General features: G+C 50.3%; 17 protein-coding genes, 1 tRNA gene and 1 other RNA gene. 7 read left to right on the top strand and 12 right to left on the bottom strand.

The window, feature by feature from the left end; genetic code table 11:
• Nucleotides 1-9 precede the first annotated feature (9 nt).
• The 8 genes from thiL to PHT49_03440 all read right to left on the bottom strand — a co-directional run bounded on the left by thiL (nt 10) and on the right by PHT49_03440 (nt 6692).
• On the bottom strand, nt 10-1053 hold the full coding sequence (gene thiL, locus PHT49_03475) for a thiamine-phosphate kinase (GenBank protein MDD5450934.1): 1044 nt from the start codon (nt 1051-1053) through the stop codon (nt 10-12).
• Between the two features lie 148 nt (nt 1054-1201).
• Nucleotides 1202-1621: a nucleoside-diphosphate kinase gene (gene ndk / locus PHT49_03470; protein MDD5450933.1), complete on the bottom strand. Its 420-nt coding sequence runs from the start codon at nt 1619-1621 to the stop codon at nt 1202-1204.
• A 494-nt stretch (nt 1622-2115) separates the two neighbouring features.
• Nucleotides 2116-2592: a PilZ domain-containing protein gene (locus PHT49_03465; GenBank protein MDD5450932.1), complete on the bottom strand. Its 477-nt coding sequence runs from the start codon at nt 2590-2592 to the stop codon at nt 2116-2118.
• A 217-nt stretch (nt 2593-2809) separates the two neighbouring features.
• Nucleotides 2810-3904, bottom strand: a complete 1095-nt coding sequence (locus tag PHT49_03460) for a sigma 54-interacting transcriptional regulator (protein MDD5450931.1) — start codon at nt 3902-3904, stop codon at nt 2810-2812.
• A 314-nt stretch (nt 3905-4218) separates the two neighbouring features.
• Nucleotides 4219-4770 (bottom strand): DUF3106 domain-containing protein, encoded by a 552-nt coding sequence (locus PHT49_03455; protein MDD5450930.1) that lies wholly within the window; start codon nt 4768-4770, stop codon nt 4219-4221.
• Nucleotides 4763-5281, bottom strand: a complete 519-nt coding sequence (locus PHT49_03450; protein ID MDD5450929.1) for a hypothetical protein — start codon at nt 5279-5281, stop codon at nt 4763-4765. The genes PHT49_03455 and PHT49_03450 overlap by 8 nt, the downstream gene beginning before the upstream one ends.
• Nucleotides 5282-5923, bottom strand: coding sequence for a sigma-70 family RNA polymerase sigma factor (locus tag PHT49_03445; protein ID MDD5450928.1), 642 nt, complete (start codon nt 5921-5923; stop codon nt 5282-5284).
• Nucleotides 5924-6035: 112 nt separating this feature from the next.
• A complete protein-coding gene (locus PHT49_03440) occupies nt 6036-6692 on the bottom strand; it encodes a hypothetical protein (protein MDD5450927.1) in 657 nt (218 codons plus the stop codon).
• A gap of 403 nt (nt 6693-7095) precedes the next feature.
• Here PHT49_03440 and PHT49_03435 point away from each other — a divergent pair.
• From PHT49_03435 to PHT49_03425, 3 genes are all read left to right on the top strand, one after another.
• Nucleotides 7096-7171 (top strand) — tRNA-Val (locus PHT49_03435).
• A 144-nt stretch (nt 7172-7315) separates the two neighbouring features.
• Nucleotides 7316-8065, top strand: coding sequence for a nickel pincer cofactor biosynthesis protein LarB (larB, locus tag PHT49_03430; protein MDD5450926.1), 750 nt, complete (start codon nt 7316-7318; stop codon nt 8063-8065).
• A gap of 12 nt (nt 8066-8077) precedes the next feature.
• A complete protein-coding gene (locus PHT49_03425) occupies nt 8078-8956 on the top strand; it encodes a cation diffusion facilitator family transporter (protein MDD5450925.1) in 879 nt (292 codons plus the stop codon).
• Here PHT49_03425 and PHT49_03420 read toward each other — a convergent pair.
• Nucleotides 8953-10317: a cobalamin-dependent protein gene (locus PHT49_03420; GenBank protein MDD5450924.1), complete on the bottom strand. Its 1365-nt coding sequence runs from the start codon at nt 10315-10317 to the stop codon at nt 8953-8955. The genes PHT49_03425 and PHT49_03420 overlap by 4 nt on opposite strands.
• A 360-nt stretch (nt 10318-10677) precedes the next feature.
• Here PHT49_03420 and PHT49_03415 point away from each other — a divergent pair, with 360 nt between their 5' ends.
• The 3 genes from PHT49_03415 (at nt 10678) to PHT49_03405 (ending at nt 12026) form a co-directional block, all read left to right on the top strand.
• Complete coding sequence (locus tag PHT49_03415) at nt 10678-10935, top strand: hypothetical protein (GenBank protein ID MDD5450923.1); 258 nt, start codon at nt 10678-10680, stop codon at nt 10933-10935.
• Nucleotides 10936-10944: 9 nt separating this feature from the next.
• Nucleotides 10945-11541, top strand: coding sequence for a toll/interleukin-1 receptor domain-containing protein (locus PHT49_03410; protein MDD5450922.1), 597 nt, complete (start codon nt 10945-10947; stop codon nt 11539-11541).
• Between the two features lie 239 nt (nt 11542-11780).
• On the top strand, nt 11781-12026 hold the full coding sequence (locus PHT49_03405; GenBank protein ID MDD5450921.1) for a hypothetical protein: 246 nt from the start codon (nt 11781-11783) through the stop codon (nt 12024-12026).
• A gap of 310 nt (nt 12027-12336) precedes the next feature.
• On the opposite strand, the gene ssrA is transcribed toward PHT49_03405, so the two are convergent.
• The 3 genes from ssrA to PHT49_03390 all read right to left on the bottom strand — a co-directional run bounded on the left by ssrA (nt 12337) and on the right by PHT49_03390 (nt 14113).
• Nucleotides 12337-12689: a transfer-messenger RNA gene (gene ssrA / locus PHT49_03400) on the bottom strand.
• A gap of 9 nt (nt 12690-12698) precedes the next feature.
• On the bottom strand, nt 12699-13151 hold the full coding sequence (gene smpB, locus PHT49_03395) for an SsrA-binding protein SmpB (protein MDD5450920.1): 453 nt from the start codon (nt 13149-13151) through the stop codon (nt 12699-12701).
• 80 nt (nt 13152-13231) lie between these two features.
• Entirely contained in the window at nt 13232-14113 is an 882-nt protein-coding gene (locus tag PHT49_03390) for a PHP domain-containing protein (protein ID MDD5450919.1), read from the bottom strand.
• Nucleotides 14114-14195: 82 nt separating this feature from the next.
• Here PHT49_03390 and PHT49_03385 point away from each other — a divergent pair, with 82 nt between their 5' ends.
• Nucleotides 14196-14915, top strand: coding sequence for a creatininase family protein (locus PHT49_03385; protein MDD5450918.1), 720 nt, complete (start codon nt 14196-14198; stop codon nt 14913-14915).
• Nucleotides 14916-14918 lie beyond the last annotated feature (3 nt).

Below are 14918 nucleotides of genomic sequence, written 5' to 3'. Positions count from 1 at the left end.
TACCTCCTTTTAAGGTTGCCTTTTTGCGAAATGATCGTACCCCTTATGGGTGATATCTTTTTTATATCCGTCTTCCCGCAAAAAAACTCCTCTTCCCTTGACTACCTTACCCACACAGAACGGGCTTACTCTGGTCAAGGATTTCACTTCTTTTTTTATCTTTTCGGCATGATCCGGTGAAACTATAAATAAAATACCATAATCCTCCCCCCCAAAAAGGGCCCAGGCCAGTGCGGAAGCGCCGGATTCTTCGGCCAGCTTGCGGCAGGCAGTGGAAACCGGAAGCTTCTCTGCGTCAATTTCTGCGGCTACACCGCTCTCTTCGGCAATATGCGCCAGGTCAGTAGCCAGACCATCCGAGAGATCGATCATGGCAGAAGACAGCTTATGGCCGGCCAGGTATCTTCCCAATTCCAGTTGCGGTATAGGATCCAGTTGTGCCCTAAAAAGTCTCCGGTAGGCCGGTTCCGGCTTACGCTTTCCTTCCAGCAAGGCCAGTCCGGCCGCCGCATCACCCAGGCAGCCGGAAACAAAGATAAGGTCCCCTTCCCTGGCCCCGGACCGCAAGGCGATTTTTCCCCTATATCCTTCACCCAGTACGGTTATAGTGAGCACAACACCAGAGAGGCAGGAGACCGTATCTCCGCCGATAATGGGCACGTTATAACGCCGGCACCAAAAATTGATGCCCTGAGCTAATTGGCGCACAAAGGATATAGGTGTCTCTTCAGGCAGGGCCAGGTTTAAAAAGGCGTGCGTAGGCGTCCCTCCCATCGAGGCCACGTCGCTCAAATTAACGGCCATAGCCTTCTTGCCCAGTAGATAGGGCGTGGTATAATCCAGGCGAAAATGGATGCCTTCAACCAGCGTATCTGTGGTTACCAGCAGATACCGGGTGCGGCTCATGGGGATTACGGCACAGTCCTCGCCGATACCGCGCAGGACGTCCGGTCTCTCCACACGGGAAAAGTTCTTCTTTAGAATAGATAAGAGTCCTTGTTCACCTATGGCCTTTAGATCGGCCCCGTTCAGGTATGATTTCAATCTTGCCATTCTCTTTTATGATGAACTCGAAAAAGTCGATTTCTCACGCAAAGGCGTAAAGACCGCGAAGACAATATATTGTTTATCCAAGAAAAAACTTAGCGTACTCGGCGGCGTTGCTTGATATTTTGGATTTTTTACGAAGCCGTCTTTTCTGCTAATAATCAAATATCTCAAGGGCATTAAAAAAATAGGCAATCTCGGTAGCCGCCGTCTCCGGGCTGTCAGACCCGTGCACGATATTTTGCTCTATACTCGAGGCAAACTCGTGCCGGATAGTCCCGGGCTTGGCCTCTTTGTAATTGGTAGCGCCCATCAGGTTCCGATTTTTCTTTATAGCCCCCTTTCCCTCCAGGACCATGACTACGATCGGTCCCGAGGACATGAAGCCCGTCAAACTGTCAAAGAAAGGCCTCTCCCGATGCACCGCATAAAAACCCTCGGCCTCCTTCTTGCTCAGATGCACCATCTTCATAGCCACAACACGGAGGTCATTTTTCTCAAAACGCTTTATGACCTCACCGATAAGTCTTTTCGAAACGCCGTCAGGTTTGATGATAGATAGGGTTCGTTCCATATTATTAGCAGCCTCCTTTGAGAAATTGACCTTACGACCTACCAGAAAAGACGCGGCCTGTCAACCGGCGACGCATCCTAAATCCAACGCCCTTTCTGTATATACCGGTTTGTCGCCTCTCAAGGGGCTGTTTCAGGGGTAGCTCTCAGGAAAAAACTTTAAAGATGGGACAATGTGGGGACGTGGGGACAAGTGATAATCTATAACTTCTTTATTTGTAACTACTCAGCCGCCGATCTACGCTGATCATCACTGATATTTTTTCTTTTATTATGAGCCTCTTGCAAAAGTCGTCACCCCGGTGAAAACCGGGGTCCAGAACGCATTTAACTAATTGAAAATACTGGATTACGGCTTTCGCCGGAATGACGAAAAACGAGAAAATTCGACTTGTTACGAAACCATCTTTCTTTATCTTCTAAATTTTGTATGCTGACTCCTGGCTTCCCAAAAAGCAATAACATAAAGAAGGCTGCCTGATAACGGCTATGTCTCTAATGCAGATACCTGGGTCTTGGTTCCTGATCCGGGATTTTACTTATGCCTCCCCATAAATCCTTAAGTTCAAGAAGCCGTTCAAAATTTCTAATAAATGTCCCCAGGTGCATGTTGATGGTCTTACGGGCCTCCAGGAGTACATTTTCCCGTTTTAAATAATCTACGTAAGCCTCGAGTATTTGTCTGTCCATCTCGGAGAGAGAAACAAATCTAATTCCGGCATGCCAAGCCCTTTCCTTTCTCTGCCAGACTACCTCGCTCGTAATAGAAAGGGTATGCATGCCTTCCGGCAACTGAAGGCAAAACTGTAAGGCTCCATCCCACCGGGGCTCTTCCAGGCAGGCTATCTCCGCCCCATGGACAGAGAGGCCCACCAAGTAAACATTTTTTGCTTTTTCTAGGCCTAACTCCTGCGGCACGGAGAGAAGAACTCTTTCATTACAGCGCCTTTCGCTCACATCTTTTCTCTGCATAGCCGACCTCCTCGACGACCTTTTGGACTAGCAATTTCAATGCCAGATATGATTTAACTTTTTACTGCAATAATCCCCTTGAGATTACAAATATTTCTTGAGTAGATAAGAAAAAACGGAAATAAAATTCACAAAGTGGGAATTTCATTTCCACCCAAAGTGGAAAAAAGATTCCACTGTAAGCGCGGTACTCAGAAAAACTCTCTCCCCTGCCATATCATAGGCCGGTGTCCTTAATTACACCGGCCTTGCATTTCTCCAGATAGTCTGCAAACTTGCGATAAATACGCCAGGCCTTTTCTTCAAAATCCTCCTCCCAGATATTTAGCGCGAGATAACTGGCGTCTTTTTTCTCTAAGGGCACCACCAGCCCCTCATTTATGATCTCCTCGCGGAAGGTCGTCCTGGTGAGGATCTCTGAAAAATATCTCCGGAAGTCCTCTTCAAAATTGTAATCATAGTACCAGGTCTCCTCGGCAAAAACATCCTGGAAGTAGCGGGTGGAAACCTCACCCCAGAGGCCTGCGGCATGGAATTTTTCTGCCGCAGTGGACTGGTAATAGGCCATAGTCTGGGCAAGATAACTTTTTAATTCCCTTACATTTCCATCCCAACGGTTGTAGAATAATTTTAAAAGGGCGATATAGCGCATATAGCGTATGGATGTATCACGTAAAAGCCCTTTTAATAAATACGGGATATCCTCTTTCCGCCCGGCCAGGGGAGGGATGCTCACCCGATAGGTAAAACGATACATAAGCATAGACGCCAAGGCCTTCCTGTCTGTAGCCATAGCCATTATGCGTGTATCAATAAAACGTGATTCTCCCGTACGTCGATCCGACACCTTCCGGTCTTCTAAAAATTTGCCCAGACTTGCCTGTGTAGCTATAGGCAGATATTGGGCTTCATCCAATACCAGTGTGCCTCCCTGCGCCCGGCCAAGCGGACTCTCGGCAGTATCCGCAAATATCTCCCGCGTAGCATCGGACTCGGCCAGTTCGGCGCAGTTGACCTTTATGATGGCCTGCTGACTCCGTTTACTATTGGCAATCACGTAATCAAGCCAGATTTCCTTGCCGCAGCCAAATGGCCCCGTAAGCAGCAATGACCCGTCGCTGGCCCCAATAACCTCAAAAAATCTCGTCAGACGGGAAACATGAGTTGGATGGCCTAAAATCGTTACATTCATCTGTCTTCCCATATCGTTAGTTTTTATCTTCTGCATGGCCTGGATTATACCACAGATGACCACCGATAAATCAAGCCCAAATATTGTCTGGGTAATTTCCCGGTCTTTTATGGAATCCAATGTTCCTGAGCGAAATTTGCTGGAGTCCGCCGAAGGCGGATCACTGCGGAAGCCATGAAGTGAAGGAATGAAGGATTCCCAAAAAATGGAGAACGTTCGGAAAATATTCGGCTGAGGGTTGTGGAAGGCTGATACGTGTTCCCATCGGGCAGGCAAGCTTGATAAACTCGTAAAAAGTCAAAATTGGGACGGCACAGTAGAAATAGCTCAAGGCTAAAAGCTAAAAGGGGTAGGTACTACAATTCTTCCCTTCAGTTTTGAGCTTTCATCTTTGAGCTGACATCAACGCAGCAAATGGACTTTTTGCGAAGCCGTCACCTCCTGTGGCCTCTCGAACGCATATAATCCCTCTTTCGCATATCATGCGGAAAACCTCTTCTCTCGCCGGGGGATGAACCTTGCCATTTGGATGGGCCTCTGAACTGTCTCTTATCCGGCCCTTCCCGGTCTTCAGAAGACGAAGGGCCTTCCTGCCCACTCTGATGCCGGCGTAAAGAACGCTTTTCCTCCGGCGGCAGGGATTGCCAGAGGCGATGGCGTTCCCTCAAACGCTCTTTCTCTTCTGGAGAGAGACTGCGAAACCGCTCAAAATTCCGCCGCAATCTTTCCTTTTCCTCTGTTGGAAGTTTTTGATACTCCCCGTATCTTTCTTTCAAACGGGCACGTTCCTCCGGAGAAAGCCTTTGCCATCTCTGCCAATTTGCCTCCTCTTCCGTCCGCTTCACAGTCTCTACCATATTATCAGCCGGAATAAGTCCGTTCATGCCTCCGGCAGATTCGCCGGGGCGAACTTCCGCCTGCGCTTTCAGAGCAGAAGCGGCAAAAAACATAATGCATATACTCAGGAAAAATATAATCCTAGGCATGGACATAACCCTGCGGTACAGACCGCTGTGAGGTATCCTGTATCTGTTCAATAGCATCCAGGTCTTTTATCAAATCATACTCCTGGAGCATATCCAGATGCTCAACCAGATGCGCTTCTTCCGCACTCACAGGTAGATCGTACATCTTAGGCCTTTCCGCCACGTCTCCTGGATACAAAAACCAGATCCCCAGAAACAGAAGGACTGAAAAGACGGCGGCCAGGGCTGGAACTTTTCCGCCCAGGCGAATCTTCGACCACCAGCAACGTTTTGTTTCTTCATCTATCTTTTCTCTAATTCCGGCCTGGTAAGCCTGCCAGAACACGGATGAAGGCGCGGCCATATTCCTCCCCCTGGTTGTAAGGGCCAGCATCTTTTCCATGTCCCGGACATAAGTTGAACAAGCCTCGCAACGGGCCAGGTGCTCCGTGAGCTTCTTCTCCTCACCCGCAGGAAGCTCACTATAGTGCCTTAAAATGGCGTCATCCTGGAAATGGCGGCAGCTTTTCATTTAACTCTTTTCTCCATAGTTATAGCCGTAATCGTCTTTTAACCTTGCCTGCAACTCTCTCACGGCACGAAAGAGATGGCTTTTAACTGTCCCTTCGGCTATCTTAAGGATGGCTGCGATCTCCTTGATGGGCATCCCGTGATAGTTTTTCAGTATAAATACCGCCTTCTGCTTGGCAGGAAGGACATCTAATGCCTTCCTTACCTTTTGCGACAACTCCTTCTGATCGTATCTTTCCACCGGGCCGGGGGTAAGGGCCGGCTTCTCGGCTAACGAGCAACGCGGGTCCTCTCTGGTATCTCCTTCCGGCTGAAATATCTTCCACCAGCGCCTTTTCCGACGTCTAAAGTCCATACACAGGTTGACCAGGATACGGTAAAACCAGGTGTATAAAGAGGACTCATCGCGAAATTGCCCCAGACGCTCATAGGCGCGGACAAACGCCTCCTGTGAAAGATCCCGGGCATCCTCTACATCATTGACCAGGTCGAAGGCGATGAAAAAAGCCCTTTTTTGATACTTGGCCACAAACTCGTCAAAGTCCTTATAAGTATCCTTACGGGCAACCACTGATGGACAGGAGGGATTATCGGTCATAAAATCCACGTATGAGAACTGCGGTTGCGTGCAAAGTCCATCCATGTAGCCATTCGACTCCGGTGCGGTTTACTGAAGTTAGACGAAAAAAGTCCCGGATGGTTTACAGCAGTTTTAATAACTTGTGGACCGGCCTTATAAAAATATGCATTCATGGTCAGAGATTACCTTTTATTATCTCGGTAACGGCCTTACTCTTGACCGCCTTTTCCACCAGGTCCGCCATAACCAGGTTGAGGATGTGCTCTATCTCGGCCTCAGTTATAAATAAGAACTCTTCTGATTGAAATTTAGCCTCAAGAATATCCTCTTTTATGAGCCGGCCCTGTTTATCCCCCCAATAAAGTCTTAACCGGGCCTTTCCTACCAGGGCGGGTAAAAGTGGACTGGTGCCGACCTCTCTTTTACAACTAAACTCCTCGATAGTTCCGGTTAATATGCCGTTAACTGTCGTGACCGTAAAACCGTCTGCGCTCCGGTCCCATGACGGAATATCAATAACCTTGATGCCGGCCTCTTCCAGTCCCCTCTTTATGGACGCAGCAAACTCCGTATCCAGCCGTTCGTCCCTCAGGTAATAAAAGTCCTCGCCTCCCAGATTATTATATCTTTTAAAGAGAAGCTTTCTTTCGACACGGTTATCAGTAAAGGGCGCCAGGGCTATGGAGGGTGGCTCCTTAAAGGTGTAACAGGAACGCAGCGCAGTAGGAGGCCAATAAGTCAACCCCACCTGAAACTCGCGATCTGCCGCGCACGCAGGAAGAAACAACACGGCCAGGGACACTACTATGAATAACTTCGCTATCCATTTCATGGCTTCCTCCAGACAGGTTACTAATTAATAATATAACAAAGTATGGCCGCAAATGAAACCCTAACCGGACTTTCCCCATTTTTTATGGAACCCGATTTTCCTGAGCGAAATTTGCTGGAGCAGGGGGGCCCCATCGAGGGTGAGCAGGAAGGGGAAAGCCCGCCCTTTAGAGGCGGGAAGGGGCAGGTGTTCCCCGCCTGCGAATCCCGATAGGGTCACTGCGGAAGCCATGAAGCGAAGGAACAACGGATTCCATTTTGGAATGAAATATTCTAAGAAACATCAATATGTTAAATAAAATACGTTGATATTTTGGGGAAAGTCCAGAAACCTTAATGCCAGAGTAGGCAGGACAAAAATAACCTTGAAATTTCTCCGGGTATTGGGTAGAAGTAGAACAACCGGGCGGTTAACTCAGTGGTTAGAGTGCCATCCTCACACGGTGGAAGTCGCAGGTTCGAATCCCGCACCGCCCACCATGATCAAAACAAAAGGCCAGTCTTTGGACTGGCCTTTTGTGTCATAAATACCTTGACAGCGCCTGCAACCGGGGCATAGATTTGCAAGTAAGGGATGCAACTAACGTTCGAACGTGCTAACGTGTAAACGGATAACCGGTTGATATGGATATGGATAAATTGAAAGATCTGCTCTTGTCGGTACAGGAAGGCCGGACAGAGGTTGAACAGGCCCTCCAGGCCCTGAAAAACCTGCCTTTTGAGGATATGACCTATGCCAAAATCGACCATCACCGGCCCCTGCGTCAAGGGTTTCCGGAGGTGGTCTTCGGCGAAGGCAAGACCGCCGAACAACTGCTTAAGATTGTTGCTTCCATCTATGAACACAGCGACCGGGTTCTGGTCACCAGAATCAGTGAAGACAATGCCGCACACATCCGTTCCTCTCTCCCGGAAGCCGATTACCATCCGGTATCCCGGTTATTGATCCTCAAGAAAAAAGAGCCGGAAATCATCGGCAAAGGGACCATCATGGTCATTTCCGCCGGCACTTCTGATATCTCCGTGGCCGAAGAGGCCTACCTTACGGCCCAGATAATGGGCAACCGGGTGGAGTATCTCTATGATGTGGGTGTAGCCGGTATCCACCGGCTTCTCAGTCACAAAGAAAAAATTGCCTCTGCTTCTGTACTCATTGTAGTGGCCGGGATGGAAGGCGCCCTGCCCAGCGTAGTTGGCGGGCTTGTGGACAAACCGGTTATTGCCGTGCCCACCAGCGTGGGATACGGGGCAAGCTTCGGAGGGATTGCGGCCCTTCTGGCCATGCTCAATTCCTGCGCGGCAGGCGTGGCCGTAGTCAATATAGACAACGGGTTCGGCGCCGGTTATATCGCCGGTCTTATAAACCGGTTATAAATGCCATAAACTATGGAACAGGATAGATTCCGCCAGATCAGCAAGGTCTTATGGATCATATTGATCCTGAACTTTGCCGTGGCCGCCTCCAAGCTCTTTTACGGCTGGTTTATAAACAGCGCCAGCATCATGGCGGACGGCTACCATTCCTTCTCTGACGGCTCGTCCAATATTATCGGCCTCTTCGGTATATGGATGGCCTCCAGGCCCAAGGACGAGCGCCACCCCTACGGTCATGGTAAGTACGAGACCCTGACTTCAGTGGGCATTGCCCTGCTCCTCTTCCTTGTCTGTGTCGAAGTCCTGAGTGAGTCCATAAAACGCTTTTACCATCCTGTCCACCCTGAAGTGGATGCGGTAAGCTTTGCCGTCATGGGAGTCACCCTGATTGTCAATATCTTCGTGATGCTTTACGAACGCAGGCAGGGCCGGGTTTTCCAGAGTGAGATATTGATCTCTGACTCCCTCCACACCGGAGCCGATATATTTACGACCGGCTCGGTAATTATCGGGCTTTTGGCCATCCGGGCCGGCTACCCTATCGTTGACCCTGTCGTGGCCCTCTTTATCAGTATCTTCATCGGTTATGCCGGGGTTGAGATCATCAGAAGCAGCTCCCAAATTTTACTTGATGCGGCGGCCATAGATGAAGAACAGATACGGGCCATCGTCATGGGCGTGAACGGCATTGAATATTGTCATAAAATCAGGAGCCGGGGAAGGAAGGGGGATATCCACGTGGATATGCATTGTCACATGAAGCGGGATATCTCTTTAGAAAAGGCGCATGCGATAGCCCATGTGGTGGAAAACACAATCAAGGAAAACATCCCCGGCGTCAAGGACGTCACCATCCATATCGAGCCCGCGCCGGAGGATATCCCATCTTAGCAGCTTATGCCCCGGGCCGCGCGCGCCTGCATCTTTATCCTTTGCGCGGTCTCCCAGGAAAAGTCCCCGGCGCAGGGGAAAATGGAGTTGTTTTGATATACGGGATCGCTGGCAATGGGGAAACGGGCGGTCTCTAAGGCCTTTGGCCAGAGGGGGGAACCTGGTATGGGAGAGTACTCGGCCAGATAAGGCGCCCCGCCCGCCGCCTTGACATACTCAATGGAATAGGCTACCTCCCGCCATTCCTGACCGGGTAAGCCGGCCAAGATGTAAACACCTATGTCCTTGGCTTCAAATCCGGCCTGCCGGAGAAACTTAATGGCCTGTATCAAATCGCCTTCGCAAATCTTTCCGTCCATATCCTTGTGCCGCGCCATGTTGGCCGTCTCAAAACCGAATCGGATGGTCTGAACCCCGGCCCGGAAAAGGAGACGGGCAGTATAATCATCGACCTCCCGGATATGGAGGGCGTTTGGGGTATGAAACCTTACAGGCAATTTTTCTCTGATTACCCCTTCAAGTATGGGCCAGATATGGACCTTTTTGTTAATAAGAAGGGCGTCATCATAAAAGACAAAGTCACGTACATTGTAGTTTTGATGCCAGTAATAAATCTCTCCGATCACCGCCTCCGGGGAACGTTGCGTAAAAAAAGGCGTCAGCTTATGCGAGGCGCAATAGGCGCACCGGAAAGGGCAACCCCGCGAGGTAAGGAGGCAGACATAGTCCCTGTCGCCTACGAGGTCAAACGCCGGATAGGGATGGCCGTCCAGGGTGTTTGTTTCAGGCACAAAGGCCGGTTTGTGACCGGTAATATCCGATAGAAGGTCTAATAATTGTGCCTCACCCGGCCCGGAAAGGACGTAGTCAGCGCCGGAGCGCTCACGCGCGTGATCCGTGCAGAGGGTGGCATAGATACCGCCCAGGATAATCGGGACACCGGGGAAAATCTCTTTTGCCAGACGAATAGCCTCAAATACCCCCGGATACCAGTAAGTCATGAGGGAGGTAACCAGAACGGCATCGGGTCTTTCTATCGCCTTAAGTCCGGCATTGAAGTCTTCCGGGGTTATGCCGTAACGACTGTATGTCCTGGGGATATTTTTTAATCCGGCCGGTTTTGGGATGGGTGTTCTCAAAAAGTTGCCGGTCCCGAATTTTCGTCTTTTACCGCGCCCACTTTTAAGTCCCCCTGAAGTCTCTGAGTGACGGGTATAAAGACAATCGACAAAATCCACCCTAAATCCGTTGCGGCGCAGTATGGCCGCCAAATAGAGCAGACCTAAAGGCTTCGCCCATAAGTCATAGGCGGCAAAATCATAAATCCAGGGATTGATAAGTACTAGGCGTGGCCCAAGCATGGCCTGCATACTAAATCACTCTGTCTGCCGCGTCAACCGGGGCACCCTGTGAATGTTCCACTTACAGCCCCGAATAACAAATCATCATTAATGGTTCTCTCTCATTTCAAGTGGGTAATCCAAGCATCTCTGAGCGCTTTTTTTTCTGTCGTGTCAAAGGCAGATTCGCCGAAGCGAACAGTTAGAACCAGATTTCCGCTCAGAATCGCTGTGGGAATGACAGAACCGGGACTTTTGCAAGAGCCTCGTTTAATTACAATTTTATCCTGTTGTGTTTTTTAGCAAATTTCTATACCATACTTCTCATATTCAGCTCAGATGAAAAAAGTAGAGTCTATATAATATATAAGCTCCCGCCATATGGCACTAACACCGTCCGAGCGAATCGTCTTGATGAAGGAGATTTCTCAGCGCCTTGCCGGCGAGGACTGGCCGTTGATCGATGTCACGCTGAAGCAGTTCTCGCTTCCGTGGACGAACGAATGGAGTGGAGGCAAGGACGCGTACGTGCTCCAAATGATTGAGGGGGGCTCGGGCGAAACCCTCGTCGACCTCGCACGTCATGTCGGGTTCCAACTGCCTGCTGGCGGCGCGCCCCGCATCGAGCCCCCGTTCTAGCGCCCGGGCATGCTTAAGCTGTTTGTCACCCACTTGGCCGCCCATCGTAAGTTCTCGGCGGATCTCCAGGAAGCGCTCTGGGCTTACGGCATCTCCGCTTTCGTCGCTCACAACGACATTGAGCCGACACAGGAATGGCAGACGGAGATCGAGACGGCACTGGCAACGTGCGATGCGCTCGTGGCTCTCCTCCATCCTGATTTTCATGAGAGCAACTGGACCGATCAGGAGATCGGTTTCGGGATGGGTCGAGGCGTGCCGGTTTTTTCGATCCGGTTTGGGCAGGACCCATATGGGTTTATCGGTCGGTTTCAGGCCTTTGACGGCACGGGTAAGTCTGCCGCGATTGTGGCCCGCGAACTGTTCGACACGTATCGGAAGAACAAGCAGACGCAGGCGTTGATGGCAGAGGCATTGGTGAGCCTCTTCGAGCAAAGCAACACGTTCGCCGCCGCCAAGGAACACCTGAGCTACCTGGAAGAGCTTGAGACGTGGAAGCCTTCCTTTACGTCACGACTCAAGGCCGCGCTCCGAAGCAATTCGCAGATCTCCGATGCCTGGGGCGTCGCTGATCGGATCACAGCGCTAATCAAAAAATGGAATTGAAGGGTGTTCGGGTAAGGGGAAGCTTTGTTCTCCCCCTCCCCACACCACCTAGCATCCGCCTGAGGCGGAATAGTGAATGCCCACCCACAGTTTTTTGATGGAAACCAGCCCTTGTTCCTTCAGCCATTGATTCGTCATGCCGGTTTGTGTGGCCAGGGTTCGGGATAGACGCCAGCAGCCTTTGCGACTTAATTCCACCGATATGGCAGCGTTGCGCGACGTACCAAGGAGGCAGATATATGAAGAGCAAAATAAAGTACACGAATGAACCGCTGGGTGAGTTAAGAGTTGTTAAGGATTTTCTTCTGCCGCCGGACCAGTTGGTCTTGAAAGAGGAAAACGTGAAGGTAACGATTGCCTTGAAAAAATCGAGCATTGATTTTTTTAAAAAAGAAGCAAAGAAACAGCACACCTCGTATCAAAAGATGATCAGACAAGTTATAGATTGGTATGCTTCACACTATAAAAATCAAAAAAGCGCCTAACGATTGAAACTCCCCGCAGCCCGCCAGTGTCGAACCTGGTAGCAAGCAGCGGGGAATGGGAGAGGGGACGGGAACAAGGGGGGACGGTCAGGGAACAACGGTCGTGTAAATATGCTTTTCTTGTTTATTTATGATATAGGCATTAAACATGCCGCGCAAAGCTCGTATAGACGCCCCCGGCGTCCTCGACTCTCGTTCGTACAGAGCTTTCATAGTTGTTTTGACTAAGTTCCGACTGAAAACAGGAAGAAAATAGAAAACCCGTTCACCCGGAGAACCACTCCGGAGAAACGGGTTGTCTAAATCAAAATGGTGGAGGCGGCGGGAGTCGAACCCGCGTCCGAAGATACTCCATTTAAGCATCTACATACATAGCCTGGGGTTCAATTTCACCCCCTGGTTCCACCCCGGGCAAGGCAACCAGGAGATTAGCCCGCATAAAGTTTCGCTTCCCCTCTCAGCAGGCGATTGAGGGGATGCTATCCCGCTATCCGTCGTCCTTTCTAGTTCCGCAGGATCGAATCAGAAGGACGCTGGCCTATTAAGCGGCCAGTGCGTATTCGCAGTTGTCTGCTTTTGTTTTTTCCTGTTTGTTTAACGAGCCAACAGGACCTCGGTATGCAGCTTAAACTTCCATATCCCCGTCGAAGCCGTTTCGCCCCCATGGATATGTCAGTTTCGACCTCGATAGCGCTTGGCTATCTCCCTTTCTTCTTCCCTCCTCTTTATACTCTCTCTTTTATCGTATAACTTTTTACCCTTGGCCAGGGCCAGCTCTACCTTCACCCAGCCATTTTTAAAATATATCTTGGTCGGTATGAGCGTTAATCCCTTCTCCTGTATCTTACCGATCAGCCTTCTTATCTCCTGCCGGTGGAACAAAACCTTGCGTGTGCGGGTCGGGTCCTGCTCCTCATGGTGCGTATGAGAATACGGACTTATATGCACATTATACAGCAAGACCTCACCCCCGACCACCTGCGCATAACCATCGGCCAGGGTTGCCTTTCCTTGCCGCAGAGACTTGACCTCACTTCCCGTAAGTACCAAACCTGCTTCATATCTTTCAGTGATAAAATACTCATGCGCTGCCTTCTTATTCTGGCAGACTACCTTTACACTCAAGAATACACTTCCTTTTGATTAAATAATAATACATTTCATGTAAAAAGCAATCGGCTTGAACTACTCCCGGGAAATATACATCAGGAAGCCGCATCAAGACGGGCCTTAGCCGCTTTGAGGGCGTCAAGGAGGGACATCTTGTTTCCCTGCAATCTCCCCATTTCGATATCCGGCTTCATCTTTTGGCCGTGGAAATCAGAGCCGCTGGTCATAAGGAGGTTGTGTTTCCCGGCTATGACCTCGAGATGTTTAACCCGTTCCGCGCTGTGGTAGCTGTTATAGACCTCCAGACCCATCAAACCGGCCCCTATAAGGCCCATAATGACTGCATCCGGCGTGTCTATGGGATGAGCCAAAACAGGAACAGCCTTCCACTTCAGTACCTGCCTTATGACGCCGGGTGTAGCCAGGGCCTCAATGGGCACGTAGGCCGGTCTCCCGCCCTTCAGCCAATCATGATAGAATCGATAATAAGGCGACCTGGCGCCATTTCCTTCAGTATATGTCCTGAGCCTTGGGTCTTCCTTATTTTCTTTTCGGTCCAAGATGGCCTTGAGATAAGAATATCCGGTTGGAATCTTACCGCCCGAATGCCTGCGTACATCTTCTTCCGTGAGGACAAAACCCGATTCCTGCAGCCTGGCGATCCTCCCCAGCGCCTGCTTTTCCTTTTCTACCCGTATGGCAGCCAGCCAGTCCTGAACAGATGTGCCTTCATAATCGATAAAATAGGCCAGGAGGTGCAGGTCAAGGTCTGAATAGAAGGTGTTGATCTCTATGGCCGGCACGAACTCTATGCCGGTCTCTTTTCCCAGGCGAACCCCTTCCGGCACACTGCCCACGCTGTTATGGTCGGCAAAGGCAATAGCCTTAAGGCCATGCCTCCCGGCCAGGGCAAATATCTCCTCCGGGGCGTGCTGTCCGTCGGAACTGGCTATGGTATGTATGTGTAAGTCAATCATCCGGCAATTATTATTGACATGCCCCTGAAAGTCAATTAGATTTCAAAAAAGGCGTCATTCCAGGTCGTACAAAGATTCCACTATGCTCCTCGAAGAACTTACCATGCTTGAATTTGTCGAAGGGCTGAAAAAGACCCGTACGGTCGTCATCCCTTATGGCTCGGTAGAAGAGCATGGTTTCCACCTGCCCCTCTCTACAGACACCGTACATATCTACGAAACAGCCAGGGCCGCATCTTCGAAAAGGCCCCTCTTTGTGGCTCCGCCCATCCATTATGGCCTGTGCCGCAGTACAAGCGGACATCCCGGCACAATCACCATAAAAGCAGGAACCCTGCGCAGGCTGACTATAGACATCGTTACGTCCCTCTATTCCCAGGGGTTGAGGAATTTCATCCTCATCTCCGGACACGCGGGCGGGACACACCTGGCCGCTATTACCGATGCCGGAGAGGAATTGCTCTCTGCCCTGCCTGAGGCCAACATAGCGGTTTTAAGCATACTCGATCTTGTTGGAAGGGCCGCCCGGGGTCTTGTAGAAACAGCCGGTGATTCGCATGCCGGAGAGGTAGAAACGTCAGTCATGCTCTACCTGCGCCCGGAATGGGTCAAGGGCACAAGTCCGGAAGAATATCCGGCATTCCCCAATCTCATCCTGGTAAGAAATAAGAGAAAATTCTGGCCGAATGGTGTCTGGGGCAACCCGGCCAGGGCCAATACGGAAAAAGGCAAAAAATTGTTATATGCGGCAGCGGACGAACTCGTCAACCTGGCAGAAAGAATCGAACAGTTCAGGGAGTAAAAC

The organism is Desulfovibrionales bacterium, assembly GCA_028715605.1.
GTDB lineage: Bacteria > Desulfobacterota > QYQD01 > QYQD01 > QYQD01 > QYQD01.
The sequence above is the reverse complement of the archived record's forward strand: the minus strand, read 5'-3'. Positions and strand labels throughout refer to the sequence as shown.